This is a genomic window from Paenibacillus sp. J22P169 (genome assembly GCF_059691995.1).
Window position 1 is genome coordinate 438240 of record NZ_JCAUAO010000001.1, and the last position, 26385, is coordinate 464624.

19 protein-coding genes and 2 pseudogenes are annotated in these 26385 nt (G+C 44.5%); 18 read left to right on the top strand and 3 right to left on the bottom strand.

The annotated features are described in order from the left end of the window. Nucleotides 1-12 precede the first annotated feature (12 nt). The 9 genes from AC58QG_RS02235 (at nucleotide 13) to AC58QG_RS02275 (ending at nucleotide 14525) form a co-directional block, all read left to right on the top strand. A complete protein-coding gene (locus AC58QG_RS02235; protein ID WP_497360341.1) occupies nucleotides 13-828 on the top strand; it encodes a sugar phosphate isomerase/epimerase family protein in 816 nt (271 codons plus the stop codon). 127 nt (nucleotides 829-955) lie between these two features. Then, entirely contained in the window at nucleotides 956-1852 is an 897-nt protein-coding gene (locus AC58QG_RS02240) for an ABC transporter permease (RefSeq protein WP_497362762.1), read from the top strand. Nucleotides 1853-1870: 18 nt separating this feature from the next. After that, the gene (locus AC58QG_RS02245) at nucleotides 1871-2758 is read left to right on the top strand and encodes a carbohydrate ABC transporter permease (protein ID WP_497360343.1); all 888 of its coding nucleotides are present in this window, start codon (nucleotides 1871-1873) and stop codon (nucleotides 2756-2758) included. 62 nt (nucleotides 2759-2820) lie between these two features. Further along, the gene (locus AC58QG_RS02250) at nucleotides 2821-4434 is read left to right on the top strand and encodes an extracellular solute-binding protein (RefSeq protein ID WP_497360345.1); all 1614 of its coding nucleotides are present in this window, start codon (nucleotides 2821-2823) and stop codon (nucleotides 4432-4434) included. Nucleotides 4435-4552: 118 nt separating this feature from the next. Beyond that, nucleotides 4553-8326 carry a beta-galactosidase gene (locus tag AC58QG_RS02255; protein WP_497360347.1) on the top strand — a complete coding sequence of 1258 codons (3774 nt, stop codon included), beginning with the start codon at nucleotides 4553-4555 and terminating at the stop codon, nucleotides 8324-8326. A 17-nt stretch (nucleotides 8327-8343) separates the two neighbouring features. Further along, nucleotides 8344-10332: an alpha/beta hydrolase family protein gene (locus AC58QG_RS02260; RefSeq protein WP_497360349.1), complete on the top strand. Its 1989-nt coding sequence runs from the start codon at nucleotides 8344-8346 to the stop codon at nucleotides 10330-10332. Continuing rightward, nucleotides 10308-11348, top strand: a complete 1041-nt coding sequence (locus AC58QG_RS02265; RefSeq protein WP_497360351.1) for a zinc-binding dehydrogenase — start codon at nucleotides 10308-10310, stop codon at nucleotides 11346-11348. The genes AC58QG_RS02260 and AC58QG_RS02265 overlap by 25 nt, the downstream gene beginning before the upstream one ends. A 63-nt stretch (nucleotides 11349-11411) precedes the next feature. Beyond that, nucleotides 11412-12581: a GNAT family N-acetyltransferase gene (locus AC58QG_RS02270; RefSeq protein ID WP_497360353.1), complete on the top strand. Its 1170-nt coding sequence runs from the start codon at nucleotides 11412-11414 to the stop codon at nucleotides 12579-12581. Nucleotides 12582-12593: 12 nt separating this feature from the next. Then, a complete protein-coding gene (locus AC58QG_RS02275) occupies nucleotides 12594-14525 on the top strand; it encodes a family 20 glycosylhydrolase (protein WP_497360355.1) in 1932 nt (643 codons plus the stop codon). On the opposite strand, the gene AC58QG_RS02280 is transcribed toward AC58QG_RS02275, so the two are convergent. Continuing rightward, the gene (locus tag AC58QG_RS02280) at nucleotides 14515-16590 is read right to left on the bottom strand and encodes a helix-turn-helix domain-containing protein (RefSeq protein ID WP_497360357.1); all 2076 of its coding nucleotides are present in this window, start codon (nucleotides 16588-16590) and stop codon (nucleotides 14515-14517) included. The genes AC58QG_RS02275 and AC58QG_RS02280 overlap by 11 nt on opposite strands. Before the next feature lie 305 nt (nucleotides 16591-16895). Between AC58QG_RS02280 and AC58QG_RS02285 the strand changes: the two genes are divergently transcribed. From AC58QG_RS02285 to AC58QG_RS02305, 5 genes are all read left to right on the top strand, one after another. Then, nucleotides 16896-18041 carry a Gfo/Idh/MocA family protein gene (locus AC58QG_RS02285; protein ID WP_497360359.1) on the top strand — a complete coding sequence of 382 codons (1146 nt, stop codon included), beginning with the start codon at nucleotides 16896-16898 and terminating at the stop codon, nucleotides 18039-18041. Between the two features lie 64 nt (nucleotides 18042-18105). Beyond that, nucleotides 18106-19383: a Gfo/Idh/MocA family protein gene (locus tag AC58QG_RS02290; RefSeq protein ID WP_497360361.1), complete on the top strand. Its 1278-nt coding sequence runs from the start codon at nucleotides 18106-18108 to the stop codon at nucleotides 19381-19383. A 105-nt stretch (nucleotides 19384-19488) separates the two neighbouring features. Beyond that, nucleotides 19489-20232: a glucosamine-6-phosphate deaminase gene (locus AC58QG_RS02295; protein ID WP_497360363.1), complete on the top strand. Its 744-nt coding sequence runs from the start codon at nucleotides 19489-19491 to the stop codon at nucleotides 20230-20232. Nucleotides 20233-20406: 174 nt separating this feature from the next. Further along, on the top strand, nucleotides 20407-20826 hold the full coding sequence (locus AC58QG_RS02300) for a hypothetical protein (RefSeq protein ID WP_497360365.1): 420 nt from the start codon (nucleotides 20407-20409) through the stop codon (nucleotides 20824-20826). 163 nt (nucleotides 20827-20989) lie between these two features. After that, nucleotides 20990-21853, top strand: a complete 864-nt coding sequence (locus AC58QG_RS02305; RefSeq protein ID WP_497360367.1) for a phosphotransferase — start codon at nucleotides 20990-20992, stop codon at nucleotides 21851-21853. Nucleotides 21854-21969: 116 nt separating this feature from the next. Here AC58QG_RS02305 and AC58QG_RS02310 read toward each other — a convergent pair. Continuing rightward, a pseudogene (locus AC58QG_RS02310) lies at nucleotides 21970-22166 on the bottom strand (SPFH domain-containing protein); the annotation flags it as partial. Between the two features lie 658 nt (nucleotides 22167-22824). Here AC58QG_RS02310 and AC58QG_RS02315 point away from each other — a divergent pair. The 4 genes and pseudogenes from AC58QG_RS02315 (at nucleotide 22825) to AC58QG_RS02330 (ending at nucleotide 25061) form a co-directional block, all read left to right on the top strand. Next, entirely contained in the window at nucleotides 22825-22983 is a 159-nt protein-coding gene (locus AC58QG_RS02315; RefSeq protein ID WP_497360369.1) for a hypothetical protein, read from the top strand. Between the two features lie 12 nt (nucleotides 22984-22995). Next, nucleotides 22996-23319 (top strand): annotated as a pseudogene (locus AC58QG_RS02320) (Imm30 family immunity protein); the annotation flags it as partial. A gap of 223 nt (nucleotides 23320-23542) precedes the next feature. Beyond that, complete coding sequence (locus AC58QG_RS02325) at nucleotides 23543-23947, top strand: (R)-mandelonitrile lyase (RefSeq protein WP_497360371.1); 405 nt, start codon at nucleotides 23543-23545, stop codon at nucleotides 23945-23947. A gap of 355 nt (nucleotides 23948-24302) precedes the next feature. After that, the gene (locus tag AC58QG_RS02330) at nucleotides 24303-25061 is read left to right on the top strand and encodes a hypothetical protein (RefSeq protein ID WP_497360373.1); all 759 of its coding nucleotides are present in this window, start codon (nucleotides 24303-24305) and stop codon (nucleotides 25059-25061) included. 757 nt (nucleotides 25062-25818) lie between these two features. Here the strand turns inward: AC58QG_RS02330 and AC58QG_RS02335 are convergent. After that, complete coding sequence (locus AC58QG_RS02335; protein WP_497360375.1) at nucleotides 25819-26232, bottom strand: hypothetical protein; 414 nt, start codon at nucleotides 26230-26232, stop codon at nucleotides 25819-25821. Nucleotides 26233-26385: the final 153 nt, after the last annotated feature.

The following is a 26385-nucleotide window of genomic DNA, read 5'->3' on the forward strand; positions in this document are numbered from 1 at the left end:
GGGAGTGCTGTAGTGAAGATTTCTTTTACAACCTTGGCTTGTCCGGATTGGACCTGGGAGCACATTGTGGCAGAGGCATCTCGACTCGGCTATGACGGAATCGAAATTCGTGGCGTAGAGGGAGAGATGTTTGTACCGAAATGCCGACCGTTCCTGCCAGAAAATCGGGCTAATACGATGAAGGATCTGAAAAGCAGAGGACTTGAGATCTGTTGTTTGGACACCTCATGTGTGTTTCATGACGCGGATAAATTTGACGCTTCAATCGTGGAAGGCAAAGCAACAATCGATCTAGCCCGGGAGCTAGGCGTTCCTTTTATTCGAATATTCGGCGACGCGATTCCCGACAAAAGCAACAGAAATGAGACAATCGCACAGGTAGCGAACGGGGTGGAAATGCTCAGCAGCTACGCGGTGGACAAAGGCGTTACTGTACTGCTCGAGACGCATGGCGACTTCTCGGACTCTGAAGTGCTGCTTGATGTGCTCCGCAATATAAAAAGCCCCGCGTTTGGTGTTTTATGGGACATCAACAATCCTTATAAATATGGTGACGGCGAATCAATATCGGAAACATTCGAAAAACTTCGTCGCCATATCAAGCATACACACATGAAGGATTCGAAAGGGAGAGACTCTGCGGAAACGATCATGCTTCCCGGTGAGGGTGACATTCCGATTGCGGAATGCGTCGCCTGCTTGAAAGCTGAAGGTTATGAAGGCTGGCTTTCTTTCGAATGGGAAAAAAAATGGCACCCGAATATTGAAGAGCCAGAAATTGCCCTTCCTCGATATATCGAATATATGAAAGAAACTATTCTTAGATAAGGCAGGCGGAGCTCGAATGACAAAACGAGTCAATGTTGCCATTATCTGATGTAAAGGAGGAGCTCGGTTGGATCCTACCATTGTGAATGCCGATGTTCAATCGCCACAGCTCGTACGTAAGCGCAGTCTGGGTTCCAGGCTGTGGAGAGAACGGTATTGCTTTTTACTACTGCTGCCGGGCCTCGCTTACTTTATCCTGTATCGCTACGTGCCAATGCTGGGCAATATTATCGCGTTTGAGGATTACAGCCCGTTCCAGGGCTTTCTTCACAGCCCTTGGGTCGGTTTGAAGCATTTCAAACGTATCTTTGAGGATGCCGAAGTCGTGCGCGTTCTTTGGAATACGCTGCTCCTTTTTTTTCTGCAAACGGTATTTGTATTCCCGATTCCGATCGTACTTTCACTGATGCTGAACGAGCTTCGAAACGAGCGATTTAAGCGAATCATCCAATCGGTCGTGTACTTGCCGCACTTTTTGTCTTGGGTCGTCGTGATAGGAATTGTAACCATATTCCTCAAAAGCGAAGGATTAATCAACAAATTGCTTCATCTGATGTTCGGTATGGAGGCGATCCCGTTTTTACAACAGCCGGAGTGGTTTATGCCGTTGATCGTGCTGGAAGTAATTTGGAAAGATTCCGGTTGGGGAACGATCATTTTCCTCGCAGCGTTAGCCGGCGTCAATCCGAACCTGTACGAAGCCGCCATCATGGATGGTGCCAGCCGGTGGAGGAAAATTTGGCACATCACGTTGCCTGCCATTCGAGGTACGACTGTTATTTTGCTCATTTTGACGTTAGGCACTGTTCTCGACGTCGGTTTCGAACAAATTTTCCTGATGCTTAACCCGTTCACGATGGAGGTTGGTAATGTGCTTGATACCTTCGTGTATTACAAAGGGATCCAACAGTCCGATTTCAGCTTTGGTACCGCTGTCGGCTTGTTTAAAGGCTTAGTTGGTCTTGTTCTCATCATCGGTGCTAACTGGCTTGCCAAAAAATTCGGCGAAGATGGCGTTTTCTAAAGGAAGGAGGAACACCGTATGTTCAGGAGAAAAAAGGTTTCGGAGCACATTTTCGATATAGTAAACATTGTCTTGCTGACCATCATCGGCCTCGTTATGTTCTTTCCTTTCTATTACATCATTGCAGTTTCATTCACCTCATATTCGGAATATATGCAATCTGACCTCGTTTTGTGGCCTAAAGCCTGGGTTCTCGATTCCTATCAGTTCATTTTTAGCTCCAAAGAATTCATTCGCTCCATATATATAACCGTCTTTGTAACAATCGTCGGTACCGCTTTCAATTTATTAATGACATCCACGATGGCCTATTCGCTTACACGCAAACTTTGGGGACAACGATTCTATCTGTTTCTGGTTCTGTTCACCTTTATTTTTGGCGCGGGACTTATTCCAACCTATTTGATTGTGAAAATGACGGGGTTGATCAATTCATATTGGTCACTAATCATCCCGAGCGCGATTAATTCGTACACCCTAATTGTTATGCGGCAGTTTTTTCTTAACATACCAGAAGAACTGAATGAGGCAGCATATATCGATGGTGGAAACGAGCTGCAAGTCTTTACACGGGTTATCATCCCTCTTTCCAAGCCAGCATTGGCGACATTTGGGTTATTTTACGCAGTGCAGCACTGGAATACGTATTTTTCCGCTATCTTATACCTGAACGACCCGGCTAAATGGACGCTGCAGGTTGTACTTCGGCAAATTGTCATACTAAATGATGCAACGAACACACTGGCCTCTGCTGCAAGGGAGGCTGCCAAATCAGCTCATCTGCCGCCGCCGGAAACAATCGGAATGGCAGCCATATTGCTTGCAACAATCCCGATTCTGATTGTTTACCCATTTCTGCAAAAGTATTTTGCAAAGGGGGTGATGCTTGGTTCTGTAAAAGGATAATGGGTTGCCGGACAACGAAATTTCGCTATATGTCAATCGTTCTAAAATTGGGAGGGGAAAGCATGAAAACGATGAAAATGATAAAGGGCTCGTTAATCACCGCACTTGCAGTTGGCATGATTGGTTGTACTTCGACGAAAAATACAGATGTGGCGTCATCCTCGCCTACTGCTGTAGACAAGAACACAACTGCACCGACAGCAGCTGCCTCGAAAGAGCCAGTGGCGCCAAAGAAGCATGCCGTCACAATGATTAATGGCTCCTGGGCCAATCCGCTCCCTGCATCGACAGGTGAAGGGATCAACATGATCAACCAGAAGTTCAACGTCGATTTTAAGCCCCAGTACATTCCTTATGACGAACTGACCAACAAGCTGCCGGTTATTATGGCTGCAGGCGATTTGCCGGATATGATTGGCACCGAGTCCGTGGACGCAAACTTCGTCAAATGGGCGAAACAGGGAGCATTCCTGCCGCTCAATGATTATATCGATAAATATCCGACACTTAAGCAAGTACCGAAAAGCGTTTGGGATGCCGTCACCGTGGACGGTAAAATTTATGCAATTCCGCAATACTTTCCACTCAAATACGGGAAGAAACCGATCATTCGCAAAGATTGGCTCGATAATCTAGGCCTCAAAATGCCGACGAATTACGAGGAACTGAAGCAGGTCGCGATCGCTTTTACCAAAAACGATCCCGACAAGAATGGTAAAAACGACACATACGGGCTTGGCATGGCGAAATTGATTGTATATGGCGCTGCCATGGGCGCTAGTTGGGATAACGTTTGGTATCACAAGAACGCACAAGGTCAGCTCATTCCGGGAGTAGTATCGGATGGCTTTAAGCAGCAAATAACCGTATTACACGACATGTATCAAGCAGGTGCCATTAATAAGGACTGGGCGGTTTCCAAAATCGCAGACGTTCGGAAAGAGTTTTTCTCCGGTAAATTCGGCATCTTCTATGAACAGCCGTACGACATTTCCGAAACCCGCTTTAAGGATTTGAAAAAAGCAAATCCGGGTGCCGAGCTTGCAATCATTCCGGCCTTTAAGCAGGAAGATGGACAACAAGGGTATACCGGACTTCCCGGATACTATCAAATGATAAGCCTTAACGCCAAGCTGAAAAGCGATCCTGACAAAATCGATCGAATTTTGGCCATAGAAGACTATTTCCGCACTTTTATACCACCGAATCAACAGAATCCGCAAAATCCCGATTTCGATTGGAAGAACGGGCGTGTCGATAAGGCGTATACGATTCAAAACGGAATCGCCATCGATAAAGAGAACAACACCGATCTTAAACCGGAATCCTATATCATCGACCGTGGCTGGGCCCCCAGTGATGAAGCGAACGATCCGGCGGCGGCGGTACAGGATCCGTTTACGAAGAGCTTCGTTCAAGGAACAGTCGAGCAGCTGAAAACCACGAAATTTTATATCGATCCCGTTAGCCGCATCCACTCCGAGGTGCTGGACGCGAAAAGCTCGGAGTTAAACAAGGTGGTCAACGATACGCAAACGAAGATGATTGTCGGTCAAGAGCCGATCGCGAATTGGGATAAAATGGTTCAGGAATACATGAATAAAGGCGGCAAGGAAATCGTTGAAGATGTCAATAAGCAACTGAAAGCTGCCGGTATAAGTGGCGAATGGAAGTAATTCATGAGGATAAGGGGAGTTACCTCCCCTCAGACTATCTAGAAAGGCTCGAGGGGAGCTGGCTCGCTCTTTTTCTTTTACATCATCAAAATTAATTTGTTGGAGGAGGCTCGAGTAGGTGACCGACAAACTATTTGATATCAGCTATTCCACCCGGATTGATGCCGGACACCCGGAGAAGCTGAAGTCATTCGCGAATGCTGCTATGAAAGTGTTTTTTGTGCCAGGTGTTAGGTATGGCAGAGAGGTCGTTGAGCTCGTTCAGCGTACCGGACTTGATTTCGAAACCGTCACCTACGACCGGGCATGGGATTTAAATAAATGGGGGATCGGCGATTATTATGACATAAGAGCGGCTATTGACGATTTTCGCGCAATCCTCGGTAATTTGGAAAGAGCTTTGACCTCGGATGTGCATTATGACGTCATGGTGATACCGGGTATCAATGGCTGGTCCCATTTCACCCAGCAAACGAGACAAGCGATTTTACGAAGGGTACAAATGGGGGCTGGATTAGTCATCATAAAGCCGTTCCACGGAGACGGGATGGAGAGGGCGGAGGAGCTCGAGTTGCTGTCGCCGTTGGCAAATCAGTTCGAGGAGGGTTTCGGAGTCGACCCGAACGCGGGAAACGGCTTTCCTCGCATTGCGTTCGATTCGTTAAAATCCGAAAAGTGGCTTCCCGAAAAGCATTACATCACCGATGGGATTCCATTCGACCTGTTTCCATATTCCGAGCTTGCTTATTATCCCTATGAAGCATCCGGAGAGGTGATCCTTCGCAGTGAATCCGGCGATCCGATTGCGGCAGTTAAGAACTATGGTAAAGGTAAGGTTGTTTCGTTCGGATACTATCCACGGGACATTTTGCCGCAGCACAGCGAGTTTACTGGCAAAGAATCGACTTATGATGCCATTATTGACGGTTGGAGCGGAGCGCATCATAGCCTTTCATTCGCATACTTGGAATACTTCTATGAGTTGATTTACCGGAGTATGATCTGGTCCTCTGGGAGAATACCGGAGCGACTAATCACCTCCGCAGCCGTTACCGAAAATCAATTAATTATTGAACCGAGTTCGGATCTCGGCATCAGTTTCAAGTATACGATCAAGGATTCATACGACTCGGTCATAGAAGAGAACGAAGTTCCTGCTGGTCCGATTGACTTACCAAAACGAATGGCCGCAGGCGGATCATACCGGGTGGAGCTGTCGTTGATGTACGGAGATCGCCTATCGGATTGGGCAACGGTACCTGTGAGCTACCCGCTTGTCACGGAAATCGCGGAAGTAACGCTGAGCGAAGAGGATATCTGCGAAGGCGATACTTTGTCTGCAGTGATTCGAGTTAAGGGAGCTCCAAGCGAATGCCTCGTCTCAGCTATCGACGATTTTGAACGGATTGTCGCGTTGAAATCGTTTCTTTTTGATGGCAGCGGTGAGGGAGAGTTTGTTTTCAGCTATACCGCTGATCAGATGAAATCGCTTCATGTCCGTATTCGCGCCGAACTCTTCATGCAGGGCGAACTAGTCCACAGAGTAGATTCGCATCAAGTCGTAGTGACCCCGTCACAGCGGGCTTTAACTGATTTCGAAGTGTTCATGTGTCCGCAAAATCGGGGTCAGGGTGACTGGTTGCCGCTGGTCGGACAATTATCCCGTGAAATGGGCGTTACTGGATTGTTTCCTGGCAGTTCAAAGACACTAACGATGTCCGGCGCTCACGGACTTGGTATATATTGGTACCACCGTGAAAATTACGTGAAACGGAAAGAGAAGTATATGCGAACCAAGGACAAATCGTTCCTGCATCGTCTTCCGTGTTTGAATGATCCGGTTTTCTGGGACGAAACTCGGGAACGGATCACGCACACCATCCACGAGCACAAGAAATACGGTCCCGTTTCTTACTTTGCTAATGACGAGGGATCGCTTACCTGCTACGTAGATGAATTGGATTTGTGTTTTTGCCCTCATTGCATGAAAGCTATGAGAATGTGGCTGAAGGAAGAGCACCAGAATCTCGATGACTTAAACAGCGTTTGGAGAACCAGCTATACCAGCTGGGAGGAAGTCGTTCCGTATACGCTAGAGGAAGCGCAGAAGAGCGGAAAGTTCGCGCCGTGGGGCGATCATCGACGTTTCATGGAAAAGACCTTCGCTGATGCTTACCGACTTATTCGAACATTCATTCGGGAGGTCGACCCGGACGGAGTCATTCGCATGTCAGGCTGCCAGGCTTCTACTTCATTTTCTGGATATGACTATTACCAGCTGCACCGGTATGTTGGTTATTTTGAGGCTTATGGTGTAGGCAACCAGTTTGAATTTCACCGATCCTTCGCAGAACCTCGGACGATAATTGGCGGCTGGTTCGGTTATGGAGCTGAAGGGATTGCGGTGCAGAACCGGATATGGAACGCCCTGTACCACAATATGACGTTGATTAGTATTTTCTGGGAGTATAGCTGCTTGAATCCGGATTTTACTTTCAGCCGGAGTGCAAAGGATATGAGCGAAGCGTTTATCGAGATTAGAAGGGAAGGGATCGGAAAGCTTTTACTCTACAGCGCCAAAAGAGACACTCTTGGAATCGCAGTCCACTATTCAATGGCCTCCATTCACGGAACAAGGATTAAGGAAGATCACATTAAATTCGAATCAAATCGGCAAGGTTGGATCGACGTTCTGGAGGATTTGGGCTACCAATATAATTTCGTGGCCACGCAGCAAATCGAAGAGGGTGGCTTAATTCGGGACGGATACAAACTGCTTATTCTTCCTTATTCGATCGCCATAAGCGAACGGGAAGCAGAGGCAATCAAACGGTTCGCAGATAACGGAGGCATCGTTGTGGGGGATTTGCAAACCGGTATCATGGATGAACATTGTGTAGCGACGGAAGCAGGACAGCTGGATGAATTATTCGGCATCGAAAGGCTGAATACGAAGGCGAGTCCCTTCTACATTAACGGCGGATTTTTGACGAATGAACATTTTCCTTATTTCCAATATAATCTGGCACATATTCCGGGGCGCGAAGATGAGGAATCCGGCTTAACGATGGCCGAAATCGGCACGAGGGAAAAAGAAGGCATGGCTGCTTATCATGACGATTTTATGAGGACGGTTGCCTCCGTTGTCGTCAAAGCTCATGGGCAGGGTAAGGGTGTATATTTGAACCTGTCGCTGGATAAATATCCCTTGCTCCGAAGCAAAGGTGGAGGATTCGCATTGCGTGGGCTAATTGAGCGCATTGTCGGACTAGACGGTATCGTAAAACCCGCATCCTTAAACAGGATGGACGGTACACCTGTCGATTTAGGCTATGAGACGGTTTATTACCGGGATGGCAAAGCCTTGTATGTATGTGTTCAAAGTAGGCTTGAGGAGCGAACGTTAGGGCATGACGGACTGTCTGTAGGCGGAGGACGAGAATCGTCCGTACGTTCGGAAGCGCTCGTAGTTGAATTTGCGTCCAAAGGACATGTGTATGACATTCGGGATCAAACATACATCGGCTTTACGGACCGCACGGAAACACAAATTTCTTTAGGAGATACACGCATTTTTGCTATTTTGCCCTTTCGGGTGAACGAAATTGCCGTCGAGATGCCTTCAAAGGTAAGCAGGGGCAATAACGTTGACGTGATGATACGGATTGGGTCAGACGAACCGAATCGCGGGTACGGGCATGTGCTGAGCATCCATGTTAATAATCCTCAGGGAGAGTACGCATGGATATATTCCGGTAATCATTCGGTAGAAAGCAATACCTATGGTACGTCATTTGCCATTCCATTTAATGAACAAACGGGTAAATGGAATCTACGTGTCAAGGACGTTGCCACCGGCGTCTCGACAGATCAGGTATTTGAGGTTGTTTGAGCAGGAGGGGACATTTGATGAGTAAGGTACCCACATCGAACTGGGAGGAAGCGGCTGCCAGAGCTCGTGAGCTGTCGTATATTGACGCGTATCCTGACATTGAGGACTTCCATTCGAACGATTTTCTGAAATATTTGGACAGAAGAAATATGGATTATCTTGTTGCGCGTAAGCGGATGACGCAAACCGTCGACACTGCGGAGAAAGCACGTATCTATGCAGCTGGCATCCGCGAAAAATTCAGCAGGTGCTTAGGTCCTTTGCCGGACGGTGAAGCCGGCCACATACAGATATCCAGAACAGTGGATCAAGGCGATTATTTGATCGACGCGGTGTATATCGAAAGTTTGCCGGGTCAATTTATTACGGCAAATTTCTATTATCCTAAATCAATAAAAAAGCCGCTGCCTGCCATTTTGTTTCTCTGCGGTCACGCACCGGAAGGTAAGGCGGCTGTGCCTTATGTTTCGTTCTGCGTAGAAGCAGTGTCAAACGGCTTCTGCGTGCTGAGTTTTGACCCCGTGGGACAGGGGGAACGGAGGCTCGCTGTCGGCAGTAGCTATTTGGATCCGGTTGAAGCTCACTGCAGACTTGACCGGCAGCTAAGCTTAACCAATGAGCATCTCGCTCAGTATATGATGAAAGACAATATAAAGGCGTTGGATTATTTGCTCTCTAGGAACGAGGTTGATTCCGCGAGAGTTGCCGTAACGGGAAATTCTGGCGGAGGAACGATGGCTGCTTATATGGGAGCGTACGACGAGCGGATTATGGCGGTGGCGCCATGCTGCTATATCACTGAACTCCGTTCGATGCTGTACAGGATCATGGCGCAGGATGCGGAGCAATGCATACCAGGCTTTATGAAGGAAGGGTTGGATCACAGCGATCTAGTGACAGCAGCCGCCCCGAAACCGTATTTGATCGGCTCCGCGCTGTTCGACTTTTTCCCGATTGACGGCACTCGTGATGCCTATATCGAGGCAAAGAAAATGTTCCGCCTCCTAGAGGCTGAGGACCAACTTAACATCTGTGTTGTTACGAAAGGTCACGGGTTATGGAAAGAGTTGAGGCAGCAGGTCATCCGATTTTTCCTCCATCACTTTCATGAGGAAGATCCTGGCGTAAAAATTGATTATGACTGTCTGCCCGGCGAGGAGGAGCTGTTGTGCTGTAAGAACGAGGCGATACTGCCTGACATGCAGGCAACGCTCATGGATTGGCTTGTCAACCGCTCACCTAAGCGTTTCGGAAGCAACTCAGCCCAACTTCTCTCACGGGAACAGCTTCGGGAACAATTAGCAGATGTTCTGAATGTGAATTCAATTCCGCATGTTCCCGATGTGGTCCAAGCGCCGTTATGTCTTGAAGGCCGAACTTCTGAGATCTCCTTTTACCAGGAGAAGGAACTGCTTATATCTGGTTCGTGGCACAGGCTGACGAGTAGCTGTGAAAATATCCTGCTAATCGTTGGAGAGACAGACGTACAAAATGTCGATGCCTTGTCCGCTGGTTTCTCAGCAGCGATGACAATCAACCCGCGAGGGACTGGACCAACAAAACCGAATATGCGAAGTACATTCATTGGTTTTGATCCTGAGACAGCAGCGGGAAATAACGTGCGGATGCTGGGTCAAACATTGCAGGGATTGCGGGTGACGGATGTACTTGCTGCGATTCGATTCGCAAGATCCGTTCCCAGCTTCGAGTGCGCCAAAATCACCCTATACGGCAAAGAAGAGCACGCTTTAACCGCTCTGTACGCAGCATTTCTTTCCGACTTGCACGGTGTTGTACTTGACAATTTGCTATACAGTTTCCGTGCTTTTGCAGACTATGTAGAAAACGCCTGGGATCCGGGGATCTTCGTGCCTGGGCTGCCTGAACACTTTGATATAGGCGATCTGCTTTCTGCGATGCCGACCGGTACCGTTCAGGTGAACGGATTGCTGGATCCTATGAAGAAGGAGATGGCGAACAAATGGACACATCCCATGCAGTCGTGAAAGGCAGCAGAATCGTATTTCCGAAAGCTTACCAATGTGAATTCGAGCCATCGGAATGGTCGTTGTCCTCCTTACCTGACGACGGTATTCTCATTCGTACCGCATACAGTCTAATTAGTCCCGGGACAGAGCTGGCCTTTTATACAGGCACCCATTTCGATATTGACAATCCTAAGAACAAATGGGCCAAACTGCCGTTTTATCCCGGTTATGCTTCCATCGGGGTGGTCATTGGCGTTGGTCGGTCGGTTCATCGGGTTCGTGAAGGCCAGACGGTACTCGCCTTAGGCCATCATGCCGATTTCGACATGCTTCCCGATTCGGAGGAGTATGTTGTGCCCATTCCGGATCATATGGATCCGAAGCACGCTCTTTTTGCCAGATTGGCGGAGATCTCGACAAGCGCCATTGTGCATGCAGCCAGATTTAAACCAGGTTATGTTGTCACGGTCATTGGCATGGGGTTAATTGGTAATTTAGCAGCTCAGCTATATGCCCTTCAAGGTGCACGTGTGATCGGGGTGGATTTGGTCGAGCAGCGGTTGGCAACCGCGAACACTACGAATATCGCACTTACGATCCAATCAGGCTCGCATGTAGATTTGAAAGAGAAGGTCGAAGCGCTATGCGGGGGGTGCTCGCCTGATATTGTAGTTGAAGCTACGGGCAATCCGGCTTTGGTCAATGCGGCTCTGCATCTCGTGCGGCGCCGTGGTCAGGTCATTTTGCTCGGTTCTCCGCGAGGCTCTGCAGAGATCGACATCTATAGGCATATTCATAGCAAAGGAGTTTCGTTAATCGGTGCTCATGCGAACGCAAAAGGTGAGGATGGTCTGCCGTCTAACGCCGAAATGCTCCGATATTCATTGGATTTGATTCACAGACGCCAGTTGGCGATTGACGCACTCATCAGTCATGTCCTCCCGGCAGAAGAGGCGTCATCTGCATATGACATGTTGCTGCATCAACAAGAGGATGCGCTTGGCGTCATCCTTGATTGGCGGGGCCGCTGGTGAGGATTTAAGAATTGAGGGGGACTTGCACAATTATCTGATCTGCCCATCGGAGGGGAATACGGAATGATTCGGAAACTTAAACGAGAGGATATCGACCAACACTTCGAATTAACACAGGCCGCTTTTTCCGTTACGTTCACAGAGGCACAATTGGAGGAAAAGAGGAAGCAGATCGATCCAGAGCTAATCTGGGGCTATTTTATCGAAGAACGGTTGGCAGCACAGTTAGCTATACTTCCGATGCAAATCTATATACAAGGTGTTCCTTTTGCAATGGGAGGGATCGCGCATGTCGCCTCATATCCGGAGCTGCGAAGGCAGGGAATGGTGGGTAAGCTGATTTTGCAAGGATTAGAGGCAATGAAGCAAGCAGGTCAGTCCGTTTCGCTGCTCAACCCATTCTCGCATTCTTTTTATCGAAAATACGGATGGGAACATCTGGCAGAAGTGATAACATATCAACTGGAGATGAGCGGCATCCCAAGGTTTCCCGCTGCCGAAGGCTACGTGTCTCGAAAAAAAACGGGGGACTGGGAGACGGCGAACGCGATTTACAATGATTTTGCCCGCCGCTATAACGGTATGCTGATTCGCAGCGAGAAGCATTGGATCAACTCGGTTTTCCCCCGAAAGGCTGGCGTTCTTGCTGTATATCATTCGAAGGATCATGTGCCTGGCGGATATTTACTTTATCAAGTGAAGGACAGTTTTATGAAGATCCATGAGTTCATCTATACGGATGAAGAATCACGGAGAGGCTTATGGCAATTTATCGCTAATCATGATTCAGCGGTCAAACGATTGTCATTTCAGGCGTCGATCGATGATCCGTTTTCCTATACACTGGCGGAGCCGGCAATAAGTCAGGAAATTCACCCGAGCTTCATGATCCGGGTCGTAGACGCTGGTTTGTTTCTCGCGGAATATCGGTTTCTGCCTGCACCAGAAGGTACAACACTGTCCGTCGGGTTGGTGGATGAACATGCAGAGTGGAACAATGGCATTTGGGAAATACGATGGATGCAAGATGGAAGCACCCTCGTCAAGAAGATGCCCCCATCAGCAGCTGCTGATGTAATATGTACGATCCAAGCTTTTTCCAGCATGATCATTGGCCGAATACGGCCGACAAACTTATTTCGGATGGGTCAGCTTCAAGGGAGTAAAACCAGTGTAGAGCGATGGGAACAGTTAATTCCGCGCAATGTGCCATTCTTAACCGACATGTTCTAGGAGGGAAAAAAGGTGAGCGATTTCTTAACGACGCATTCTTCGTTTGATAAGTCAAGCAATCGATTCACAAGAGCTACTCGTATCGATTGCGAATACGCAGCCATACACGAGATTGTAACAAAAGCGATTAGCTCGGAAGAACAGCCTACGGCTGGTTTCGATTATGTCGCCTTTCAGCTTGGAGTACCTGACGATATCCGAAATAAGCTAAAGAATCGGCTGCAATGTGATTACAAGCAACATGATGAGGGGTATATTGTCGATATTACGCAGGATAGCATCACCGTCTACGCCGAACAGCCTAGAGGGCTCATATACGGTGCAGTCACGCTGACGAAGCTTGCTGATAACGGGACGATTCGCAATGGAATGGTATACAATGTGCCGCTCGCATCTATAAGAGGACTCAAGGTATATCTCCCGTCCGCGGAGCATCTAAGCTATTTCAAATCCTTCGTCGATATGCTCTGCCACTACAAATACAATACGATTATTATCGAAGTCGGCGGAGCCATGGCCTATAAGAAGCACCCGGAAATCAACGAAGGATGGGTTCGTTATTGCGAAGAAATGTATGCTTACAGCGGTAAGACTGTTCAAATTCAGGAGCAGACATTTCCTTGGTACAAAAACTCCATGCATGTGGAAAATGGCGGCGGGAGCTTTCTTTCCCAGGATCAAGTCAAAGAGCTTGTTCGCTATTGTAAAGACCGTTTTTTTGATGTCATTCCTGAAGTGCCATGTTTAAGCCATTGCGATTATCTGCTTATTAATCACCCGGAATTGGCAGAAAGGAGCAACGATCCGTATCCCGACACGTACTGTCCTTCGGACGAGAGGTCTTATGAACTGCTGTTCGATGTAATCGACGAAGTACTGGATGTGTTTGAACCGCAAACCGTTCATATCGGACATGACGAATACTACTCGATCGGACTTTGCAGTAAGTGCAAAGTCAAGCCAGCAGAGCAAATATATGCGGACGATATTGCGAGAATTCATCGGTTTTTACAGAGTAGAGGCGCTAAAACGATGATTTGGAGCGAGAAGCTGCTTAATGCAATAGCAAGTAACGGCAGAGGTTATGGCGGCGCCGAAGTGAGGATGATCAATCATGTAACAGGAGCCTATTTGGGGGAAACGGTGCCTCCCACCTATAAAGCAATCGATCTTGTTCCAAATGACATTCTAATGATGCATTGGTATTGGGGGATTAACCGTACGTTTGAGCAACAATTTTTGCAACGAGATATGTTCATGTTATACGGTAATTTTGATGGTCCATCCTTCGCAGACTGGAAAGGGAGGCTCGCTCAAGGAGCGAAAGGCGGTGTCATATCGAACTGGAGCGCGTTGAAGGAAGAAAATCTGCAACGAAACGGCATCTTTTTCTCAATAGCCTATTCCGCATATATGTTTTGGCGGGATGATTATGAAGACACTCGGCATGAGGAGATAGAGGATCTAGCCTTTAAGGATTTGTTTAACTATCACTATGGACAACTAACCGTTCAACAACGCGACTGCTTGGGCACATCCTATATCGAGGTTGTTCATGCGACTGACGAAACAAGGGAACGCCAACTGTTTTTCGATGGTGTTTTTCTGGACAATAGCGATTATGTGATCGGGAACTATGCGTTGGAATACGAAGATGGGACCGAGATCAAAGTTCCGATTGTTTACGGCCTGAATATTTCCAACAAGGACCGGTTCTGGGGAAGAACGGACAACAACGACCCACTTGGTAGTGGATCGTATGTGGTTGATGCGTCCTTGCTGGAAACAGCCTATTCTACATTGCCTTTAAAATACAATGAAGAGACCTATTATCGATGGTTGATCGAGAATCCGTATCCGAACAAAATTGTCTCTAAAGTACGATTGATTGTTGATAATCCCGCGTCATACAACATTATGGTTAAGCAACTATTTATCCGGTGAGCTCCTTACGGAATTCGCTCGGTGTCAGACCCGTAAATTTCTTGAACATGCGGTTGAAGGAGTTGATATTCTGATAGCCAACTTTAGCCGCAGCATTCTGAATTTTGACGTCGGAATTCATGAGAAGCTCCTTCGCTTTATTAATCCTTACTGAATTTACATAATCCACAAAGTAAACGCCGGTTTTCTCTTTGAAATAAGTAGATAAGTAACTGCGAGTGATGCCGAGTTTATCCGCCAGCACATCTAACGACACATCCTTATCGTAATACTCTTCTAAATAGTCGAAGACAAAGCTCGTAATATGATCTCGCTTTTCTTTCTTGGATTTGACCAATTCCGTTACTTTCAGTATCCACTGTTCAAGATAAGCTTCCATTTCCTCGAATGAGCAGGAGATCTTCATCTGCTGCTGCAGCTGTTGAAGACACCCGGCATCCAATTTATGGAACACTATTGCCTTTTGCGATTTCAATATCAGGCTGTCGATAAACGATCGTACTTGTAGTTCCGTGGCCTCTTTCTTCTTCATATGCATACATTCACGTAAAATGCTTTGTCTCAGAAGAGCCTCATTCCCGTTGTGAAAGCCTGACTCGATCTCTTCATCTTGAATAGGCGGGAGATAATAGTCGTCTGACTTCGGCATATTTTCGAACATCACAATTTGGATTTCATCATTAAACTTTCTACAACGGAGAAGTTCTTGGACTTGTTTGTACGAGATGCTAAATTCTTCCTGACGTTCATAACGGATGCTTACGGCTATCGTCACGAAGCAATAGGTATTGTCAAGATCTAGCGTCTGTTTGAATTCTCTCAAAGACTCCAGCAAAATTTTCTCGCTGCGCTCTTCAAATACAACGGATAAAATTTGATCATTTTCCATATGAAAGGTAAGGGAGCCTGGACAGCGGACCGACAGCAATTGATTGATATACTCCTTAATAAACGCGGAACCGCGTTCTGCGTCTACCTCAATCTCATCAAGGCTGGCCTTGAAAGCCAGTTTAAATAAGACGAACCGATAAGGCTTCTTGACATCGATGAGATTGTTTAAATAGCCGATATTATCGCGGATATTTTTCAGTTTGGTGATATAAGCATATTGACGCAATAAGGAATGATTAACTTCCATATGGTGATTGATATCGCGGTTGGTTTGAACGATATGCTTGACCTTCTCCTGGATGAGATTGAATTCTTTAATATTACTCTGCCTGGGCAGGCTGAGCTGCATTTGTAGTAGGGAATTGAGCATTCGTTGGAACGGTTTATTCAGTTTCATACTGAATATGAATGAGGCCATGACGCTGAGCAGGATGGAAAGGATAAGCAAAAAGACGAAGGTGAAATTCCATTTGATCTGAGAGGACATGGACTCGTCTTGGATTATGTTCACGTACGTCAGACCGGAAACAGCGCCTTTTTTATAAAAAAAGTAATTCTTGCCTTCTTGTATGTACCCTTGAGCATCTTGGAATGTCGGAAATGGAGCCGAATCAATCGAGCGAGCAGGATTATAAGATCGCTGGTTGCCATCGAGAATGTAAAAATCGTCGTTGATGGACCGATGAAAGGCATTGAACAATCTTTGTGAGTCAACAAGAGCAATGATATAAATGGAAGGATATGTTTGATTTTTAATGACAACCGGTATAAGAGGCTTTGAATTAAGACGTTGGGAAGCATTATCCACTTCTGCAAAATCCGAGTATGGCAAAATGCTCATCGACGTGAACGGTTTATCAAACTGAGCGTTCCAAAAGTCAAAGGAATAATCGGAGCTGTTGAAAAAGCGGGTGAACATTTTTTGCGCATCGGTGCCTCGAGATTTTTCTAGTGCTATCCCGCTAGATTTGAAATAAATGATCATATTGTGAATGTACAGGGACTGGTTAGACAAAAAGCTCTGGATATGATCCATTAGCAAATGCCCTTGGAAATAGTCAAATTCGGCGTTATCAAGATTAGAGAATTTTTCGTTCATAGAGAAGGAGAGCACCGCATTTTGAATGAGTTGAAATTGGTGTTCGTAGCCATCCGTCGTATTTTTGAGATTCAAATTGTTATATTTGATAATCTCATCCTTTGTGTGCCCTCTAAAAAAAAAGAGGGAATACAAAATAAAGGAAAAAAGCAGAAGCACGATGGCTAAGAAACAGATTAAGAGCCAGAAGAACAGGGAGGGGGGCTTTTTTTGGAAGATTCTACTTGGGAAAGATTTCATTTTTGCAATCACTTGCATCGATGATCACCCTATTGATTTGACATGGTATTTCTATTCTACAAGAGGAGCTTAACTCCTTTATTATCATTGTATTCGCTCACACTCAATAATCATTCGTTTGACTGAAAGGGGCCTAACATATGGTGAGATTAGGCGTAATCGGTTATGGAAGAAGAATGCGCATGATGTTGAAAGAAATATGCCGCCTGGAACCGGAAGCTCGATTGATATCGATTGTGGACCCGCAAAAGGATCAAATCGCGGAAGAATTGAAGGGAAGCCTGCATAGCTCCGCTCAATTTTTCGATACTCCGGAAGAAATGATCGAACATGGTGACATAGACGGCATCCTCATCGGTACTCGCTGCTCGCTGCATACGGAAATGGCGCTAAAAGTTTTTCCCAGCGGACTTCCGCTCTTCCTGGAAAAGCCCGTCGCTACAAGCTTAGACGATTTGTCCAGGCTTCAATATGGGCATGAGCAGTCGTCGACCGAAGTCGTCGTCTCGTTCCCGCTTCGAGTGACCCCTCTCGTACAACTGGTCAAGGAAATCGTTGATTCTGGGCGGGTCGGAACGATCGAGCATGTCCAGGCGGTCAACAATGTACCTTACGGTTCGGTTTATTTTCATACCTGGTATCGGAACGAGGGGGAGACGGGCGGACTGTTTTTGCAAAAGGCCACTCATGACTTTGACTACCTGAACCATATTCTCAGAATTCCTCCTGTCATGATCAGCGCTATGACCTCCAAGCAAATATATAAAGGTGACAAACCAACCGGTTTACACTGCACCATTTGCGAGGATCGGCTTCATTGCCCGGAAAGTGCAGTGCTGAAGCGAAAAAGAGGAGAGCATCCACGCGGTGAATCTTGTGTATTTGCCCTCGATACAGGCAACGAAGATTCCGGGAGTGCCATGATCCGTTACGAAACGGGCATGCACGTCGTCTATTCACAAAATTTTTTCGCACGGAATACGGCTGCTCGTCGTGGCGCAAGGTTGCTCGGCTACAAAGGGACATTAGAATTCGATTTCTACACCAATGAAGTCACTGTGCACATGCATCAAACGAACCGAAAGGAAACCTACAATATTAATATGCCTAACGACCAGCATGGAGGTGGAGATACCATTCTTGCACAAAATTTCATTGACGTGATCAAGGGAACGAGCGCATCCGTTTCTCCGCTAGATTGCGGCATGATGAGCGCACTAATGTGTCTGAAAGCAAGTGAGTCCGCCCGGACGAATTCATTCCAAAGAATAAGAATGGACCAATAGGAAATTGGAGATTTGAATACAATGTCGAAGATCAGCTGCCTGAATATGATAGGAGGTTTCTAGGATGAAGAAAATAACGGTCATTTTAATCGGTGCGGGTGATCGGGGCCATGCGTACGCAAATTATGCGATTGACCAGCCTTATGAGGTTGACATCATTGCAGTTGCAGAACCGAATGCTGAACGAAGAGAGAGCTTCAAGCAAAAACATGGCATTGCGGATGACATGTGTTTTGAAAGTTGGGACCAAGTGCTCGATAAGCCGAGGCTGGCGGACGCCGCAATCATTTGCACCATGGACCGTTTGCACTACGAGCCGACGATGAAGGCATTGGAGAAAGGATATCATATTCTGCTTGAAAAGCCGATGGCGGTTGATCCGCTGCAATGTATGCAAATGGCTGAATTTGCGGAACAAAACAACAGGATTTTGTCCATTTGTCATGTGATGCGCTATACAAGCTTTTGCCGGAAAATAAAGAGTTTGTTGGATGAAGGAAGGATCGGCAAGCTGATGTCCATTCAGCATAATGAGAATGTGTCATATTGGCACTATGCGCATTCATTCGTCAGAGGCAATTGGAGAAATACGAAGGAATCCAGTCCGATGCTATTGCAAAAATCTTGCCATGATTTGGATTTCCTCAGTTGGCTTATCGAATCTGAAGTCACGAAGGTTTCATCCTTCGGCTCTCTATCCCATTTCACAAAAGAAAATGCACCTGAGGGAGCTCCCGATCGCTGCTTGGACGGTTGTCCGGCCGAAAACGTTTGTCCTTATCATACGAAACGCCTGTACTTGTCACCGTCAGCGGAATGGATCAAGGATATGATCAGCTTGGATACAAGTCTTGAAGGTCGGACGAAGGCGTTGAAGGAAGGACCATACGGTAGATGTGTGTACAAGTGCGACAACGATGTGGTCGATCATCAGGTTGTCAACATGGAATTTGCCAATGGGGTTACGGTTATGTTTGCTATGCATGCTTTTAACGTGAATCATGGACGATCATTGAAAATTGTCGGAACGAAAGGCGAAATTCGTGGTTACTCTGAGAAAAACGAAATAGAGATCACCGATTTCTTAACGGAAACCAAGGAAGTCATCTCGTTACAGCAATCCAATTACTCGCATGGTGGCGGAGATTACACCATTATGCAAGATTTTGTGAGATTAGTGCAGATGGACGGCAAAGCCAAAAGTGTATCTTCGGCAGAGACTTCCGTCCAGAGCCACCTGATGGCGTTTGCTGCGGAAAGGTCCAGATATGAAGGCAAAGTCGTTCATATGAGAGAGTACGTGGAGGAAATAAGAGCGAATGCCGTATCCGTAGGGGAGTGAGTGGGATGAAGAAAACAAATACCACGTATATCAATGCAACCGTATCTTGTTCGCGAATATCTTGCAGAATGGCTGCAAAATTAAAGTGAAAATGGGAGGGATCCTATGAAACTGGATATTTCAAAAACAAGCAAGGAAATGGGCGAAAAAGCGGCAAAGGAAGCAGCCGACTATATTCAAGAACGGATCCGGAGTCAAAATAACGCGAGAATCGTGCTCTCAACCGGCGCATCGCAGTTTGAGTTTTTGGAAGCTTTCGTTGCCAAGGATTTGGATTGGAGCAATATAGAAATGTTCCATCTTGATGAATATGTAGCGATTTCCGACACGCACAAGGCGAGCTTTCGCAAATATTTGAAGGAGCGCTTCCTCGCCAAAGTCAATATCGGGAAGTATCACCTAATTAACGGTGAAGGCAAAGTGAGCGATCACATCGCCGAGTTAGCACATGAGCTCCGTAAGCAACCTGTAGATTTATCTTTAATCGGGATCGGTGAAAACGCACATATCGCTTTCAACGACCCTCCGGCGGATTTCGAAACGAAAGAAGCATACATCCTTGTTGATCTAGCTCAGTCCTGTAAAGAACAGCAGGTTCGAGAAGGCTGGTTCTCATCTATCTCCGAAGTTCCGAAACAGGCCATTACTATGACAGTTCATCAAATTATGCAGAGCGAACGGATCATTTCCGTCGTACCTCATATAGTCAAAGCTCAGGCGGTTGTAAGTACGCTGCAGGGTGGCGTAAATCCACTTATCCCGGCTAGCATTTTGAAGACTCATTCCAATTGGTCGCTCTTTTTGGATAACGAATCTTCATCAGGACTAGATCCATCCATGTTGGATTGATAAAGCCTATTTTTTTGCTTTTCATAAAGGTTTCTCCGAAAAAAACGGCTGCATTAAGCGGCAATTTAAGGATGTCGAAGTGCTAGCGACTATCTAATTGTTTGCGCCAGTTGTTCCCTGTTTTTTACATACTTATTCGTATTGCTGGAGAAACTATCTCTGAGGTGATGTCGGTTGAGTTCGTTTAAGATTAATTTAATTATCTTAACTAATTCACTATTTGTTCTTGGGGCAGCTACCGTATATGCTGAGCCGCGAGAAGAATCTCTTGAGCAAGCTTTATTACAGCAATTGCATCCAGTTGTGTATTCTTCTCTGCAAAGTATTTATCACGAACAATACACGCAGTACAAATGCATACGTATTGTCTCGATTAATGAACGAGTAACCGCTTCGAGAAAGCGAGCAAAAGAGCTGCCAGTCGATGCCATACATGGTCAAAAGTATTTTGAGATAACGGTTGGAATCCTTAGAAGCACTGGCGAGTACGTTGAGTTAAATTTAAAAAACGATACGGTGTCAGCTCTATATTATCTTGTAAATTACAAGAAGGATGTACGCCCGGCTGATTTTAAATGCATCCCAAGTTTATGAAAAACCAATTGAAGGGGCGCTAAATGGCGTCTTCTTTTTTCGTTTCGCGAAGAATTTCCTTATTAAGCTAACGGGCAGTATTGTTAAATATATTAAATCTATAAGTATCAATCCGAGAGTATGTGATATAAAATTAATGGGGTGATTTCGGGAGGTAATAAACATGAAATTAGGAATAGATGTTAACGAGATAATAAAAGAACTTTGTGAAAAAGGTGTAATTGATCGCACCACTAAGATTCTTCATAAGATGAATGGAACAACAGAAGGACAAGTATATACTCTTGCAGTAGACGGGAATCCAAAATACGTGTTTAAGCTCGATAACTCAGAAAATATTTCTTTGGTCGAACAATTGCATCAAGCTTATAAAAATAGCACACTATTACCTAAACTTCTTTATACCGATCCTGCTAAAAAGTTCATTGTATATTTCTATACTCCTGGTAAAACGCATTTTAATCGTGATTCAAAAATAAACTGGCTTACTTTGTTGATCAAAGAGCTTTTAAATCATTACGAAATATATCAAAAAACGGATAAGTGGGGCTTCTGGTTAGAAGATCCGTGCCAAACTTGGCGTGATTTCATTGGTCGTGGAGTGGAATACGCTCGAATTAATGTGGGTAGCCATTTACCAATTGAGGATTACTATAAAGTGAAATCATTTGTTGGAAACATATCAACGGGTGAAGGACATGAAAGGTTTTTGCTTCATGGTGATTGTGGTGTTCATAATTTCGTGTTTGATCATTACGTATTAACAGGAGTTATCGATCCTTCACCTATTGTTGGACCTGTATTATATGATTTTATATATGCGTTTTGCTCTTCTCCTGACGATTTGAACCTAGAAACTTTAATTTCAACATTCAAATTGCTAAAGCATGATCCTATTGAAAGATCAAGGCTTATTGAAGAAGTAATCATTCAGCTTTATTGTCGCATAGGGATCTGTTTAAAGCACCATCCACATGATTTAGCCGATTATTTAAAGGCTTGGGACTACTGGAAAGTTCTTATTTAATAAATATCGATAGTACGATTAAGCTAACGAAGAACAATAGTTCAATAAGCTAAGTCAGGTAGCTCTGCTACTTTGACTTAGCTTATTTCATTTCAGGGATATTATTTAATAAGTACTTATTCCTTAGATTTAAACATTTCACCAATTGCTCCAACAGTTCCAAGTGTTTCCACAACTTTGGAAGGAATGAAGACCTTGTTCGCAGAACCTTTCGCAATTTCTGCAAGAGCCTCGAAGGACTTGTAAGCGAGTATTTTTCGTCAAGACCCGCCTCTCTAAGCAATTCTATTCGCGTTTTCTCTGCTGCTGCGATAGTTGATAACACAAGAGACGGATGGAGTGCAGACAAAGGAAAGACGGAATATGTCTGTAAATCAATTCGAATGAATGAAAGAGGTGACGAGTTCTTTGATGTTGAATTATCTAAATGTAATAACTTCAAGGAAGATGAACAACTGAGGTTAATATCATTTAGAAAAGAGATAGCATTAGCGTACGTTAGTTGAGAATTAAGGGGAGTTGTTTGCCACGATCAGCAACAGCTCTATTTTCATTAGGCCCTGTTAAAGTTAGTTGTTGATAATTGGATTATCAGAACAAGATGTTTTAAAATAGTGAAATCATTATATCTTAAAGTTTTAAATAAGGGGTGATTATGTGGAAGTTTTCGGAATTATGGGGTTCATATTCGGACTTGTTGCTTTTACGAATGCATTGACCAGTAGTAAAAAAGTAAAAGAACTTGAAAAGCGAATTGATGATTTAGAGGGAAAATCGTGAACAATGTCTCAAGCAAACGGGTGCTTTGATTGAATAAGACTATATTACAAAATAGATCTCCCAGACAATTGGTAGTTCTATTTTTTTTCACTTACTATCAACATAAAAATTTAACAGAGCCTTTCATTAAAGTAATGGGCAGGTTAACGTGGTAGTTACCTTGAATAATTAGGTAACAAACTTATCTAGGTATGAGAAATGGAGATTTAATGAGTATAGAAAACGAAATTCAAATGCTAATTGAAAATCGGTTGCTTCGTAATGAACAAGAGATTGTTCGTTTTGAAAAATCAGTAGCAACAATTTTGAAAGAAAACCAAGTTGAACACATTAAGTATTTATGCTTGTGATTCCACGATAAAACTGAAAAAGCCGAGGTTATGTTTGGATTGGTTCACGCAATTGAAGCATATGATAATGCTTTTGGTTCCAAGACGACATTATCGGTATTTGCCGATTTGTTACCTAGTATGTTCCCCCTTGCCAGTGAATGGATGAAAATATTGCATAAAAGAATCATAAATCATAAGCTCTCGCGGGAGCACTATGCAATTGTTATTTCGCATGCAAATCAAGCTCTTAAGGAAATTGTTCTTCAACAGTTAAATGAAATAAAGGCAAAGAACCCTGCTAAATTTGAAGCCAATGTTTTGGAAATTCTTAAGGCGTTAAGATTGGATGTTTAATTGTGGTTCATTCGTGCTAGGCACTATTAAATATGCGTTAGGCGCAGTTACATCCCCACTTGTGGGAATCGCGGGAGAGCATTCAGCCGTCCCATTCGGAATCGTTATTTTTACAACCAGTTTACTGGCCATCGTTTCCTATTATGGTACTAGAAGATAGGGACTCAAAGCGATGGCATCAAAAAAGTTAAACAAATGCATAACTAATGGAGGGATTTAGAAAATGGAAATCAGAAGAGTAGGTTCTCAACCTTCAAGTAAAGGGCTATCGGACTATTTTACAGGTACTGTTCGCATCGATCCATTGTTTGAAGCAGCCGATCCTGCACGCGTAGCTGGAGCCAGCGTAACGTTCGAGCCAGGAGCACGGACAGCATGGCATACGCATCCACTAGGGCAAACGCTAATCGTAACGGCTGGCAAAGGGCGAGTTCAACGATGGGGAGGTCAAATCGAGGAAATTAGTCCCGGTGACGTGGTTTGGTTTCCGCCTGGCGAGAAACACTGGCATGGCGCTTCGCCTACCACAGCAATGACGCATACAGCCATTCAAGAACGGCTTGACGGAAAAGCCGTCGAATGGATGGAAAAAGTGAGTGAGGATCAATATAACTTTAAAAACACGTGAGTGTGTCATAAATATCCTTTATTGCCTAAAACTGCAGTAGATATTCAGATGTAACATTGCCGCGTAAATCGCGGCTTTTTTGTTTTATGAGATAAGGTTTCTTGTCAAAACCCTATGATAGGAACCGAAGCATTGTAGGAAAGGTAGAGTTCTTTACGATTAAACTAACGGGCAGGATAGTTCCAATAAAAAATACAGTGACAATATGAAAAGTGATAAGATTAAACCAAATATTTTAATAGAGAAATTGGAGGCCTTCTTTTGAAAAAGCCATTTGAAGAAAAAGCCTTGCCTCTCGATGTAAGAAAGCACTATAAAGAAAACAGGAATGTACCTTCTAACATCTTGGCCTTATTTGGAGGAACACTACCATGATGAACAGTTAGAGAATATGCAGCTCGCACTTTTTTTCAGCTTCATTGAGATTGAATGCGCGACCACAGTTTATGTCGATAAAGTGGGAGATGTCTTGAAAAAGGCTTGGGCAAGACTGGAAAGGTTTTCTGATTCTCCTCAAGTTGCCTCTTTCCTAAGAGAGTTAGAAAAGCTTGAGGGTCAGGAAAAGCGACGGAGAAATCGACTGGACAAGTTGCTAACGATGGATTTCGATTCATTGGACCTGAGTGAAAAAAAGGATATCGCCTATGAGCTGTCGGATTCCAAAAATATGGAATGCAAAGCCCTCGCGGCCCAGTATTTTCTGAAGTTATATCAGGAAACGAAGAACCTCCATCTATTCTGCAATTATGCTTCAACTCTCTTTCGCTCGGGCCAGAAAAGAGAAGCGATGGAAGCGTATGAAAGGATAGAGGAATTGTTCAAGACGGAGGCTTACCCTGACAAGGGTTGGGTCATGATGAAGATCCATGAAGATCGAATGGACTTCTTTAAGGAGGACCGACTTGCCTTCCGAAAGCATTGGGAATCAGCAAAAGCGGATCCTTACCTTAAACAACTTCCTTGTGATTTTCCAGGCTATCTTGGGTACGTGACCAGCTTTGCGGAAGTAAGCTTGCAATATGGCTATTTGGATATATGCAATGAGCTGGTGCCACTTTTGAAAAAGAAAAAGCTGCCAATTCCGTCAAAGGTGAAAGCGCACTACGGAGGGTGATTAAACTAACGGAGAACGATAGCGTAACAGCGGATGCCGATGCATCCGTTTTTTGTGCGTTGAGCGAACGGGCAGGATGATGCTAGGGTGAGTCCAGTTAATATCTGTATAATAATGGTAATCTATTTATTTATGGAAACTTTTCACAGTAATGAGCGTATCCATTTAGGTAGCTCAGGAGGTGAAAGTATGAATGTGTTCGCAACTTTATCATGGTTTAGTATAATTTATTACTTACTACTAGGTATTGGTGGTCCGATTTTCATCATTTGGTTCGCCGTTTCTTATGTTAGAGGTATGAAAGAGCGTAATAATATACTTAAGGAATTGGTCGAAAAATTCACTGATAATACTCGATAAAATACAGAGAATTATATAGTTGCTAACGCTAACGCAGAACAGAGCTCCATAATAAAGGCTACCTTCAGATAGGAGTGATGAGTAATTGAAAAAAATAATTATGAATTCACTTGGAGGAGCAGTTGCCTTCGGATTGGTTTGGAGTTTTGCCTATTTGATATTTGATAATACGCAAACTAATTATTCAGGCATTTATGGAGGCATATGTTATTTTGTATTTAGCAGCATGTTGATATCCCTTATTCGTAGAAGGACTTGAAAAACGGATAATAAGAGTTCCATTCTTAGGTACCAGGGATGCAGAACTATAGTTGAGGGGCTTTGCTTCGCGGCAGCTCCTTTTTTTGTTCATTCAAGTAACGGGCAGATTTGATTTGTTGAATATCTGCTAAAGATATCACATAATAATTGGTGTCATATGGGAAAGTAATAAATATGAATAAATATGAGCATAAATATGAGCATAACCGGTTTTTTCTGAGATAGAAGAAACTGCTGTTTCTGTATAAATCAAGTAGGATTCCGGAACCGCATATTCTTTATGTGATAATACTACTTCTTCACAAAATCCGTATTTTATACATATGTTGTTTCCAATTTCTAAATTAATAAGAATTCCATTATCGTCTGATACTCGTGAGTCATTCCGACCCAAATTCCATAAGATCTGGTGATTCTTGGTAAATGGCTTTGTAAAAAAGGTAAAACAACATGGTTTGGCACAGATATCCCGTTGACCGACACATTTACTTTTTGCCCTATAATCTTCAACTTCCTCGTCCGTCCAATTATTTTTTCTTTTGTTATACATAACCCAATTTTCATTACATTCTTTAAAATCTATAAATATTTCCTTGTCGTAGGTAATTCCCTCTGATGTTACATCTCACTAATCCTCAAAAATGTCTCACCCACTTTTAAATAATTCTTTCTTGCAGCTAACGTTCCGAGTTAGCGCAACGAA